General features: G+C 42.6%; 1 pseudogene. It reads left to right on the top strand.

From position 1 onward, the window contains the following. A pseudogene (locus G3A46_RS14145) lies at positions 1-310 on the top strand (hypothetical protein); the annotation flags it as partial.

The following is a 310-nucleotide window of genomic DNA, read 5'->3' on the forward strand; positions in this document are numbered from 1 at the left end:
CTTTTACAGTAACTAACCAAGGAAATGTAAGTCTGTCTAACATCATAGTAGACGACCCATTATTAGGAGGTCCATTAGCCGGTCCAATAAGTGGAGACACTGATGGGGATGGAGAGCTTGATGTAACTGAAACTTGGATATATGAAGCGAGCTACATAATTACCCAGGTAGATATTGATGCTGGGGAAGTAGTGAACCAAGCGACAGCTACAGGAACTACTCCTAACCAGACAGAGGTAAGTGATGTATCAGGATCGACAATTGGAAACGATGACCCAACAGTTATCGAACTTTGTCAAAACCCTGCAAT

This window comes from Aequorivita sp. KMM 9714, assembly GCF_011065475.1.
Taxonomy (GTDB): domain Bacteria; phylum Bacteroidota; class Bacteroidia; order Flavobacteriales; family Flavobacteriaceae; genus Aequorivita; species Aequorivita sinensis.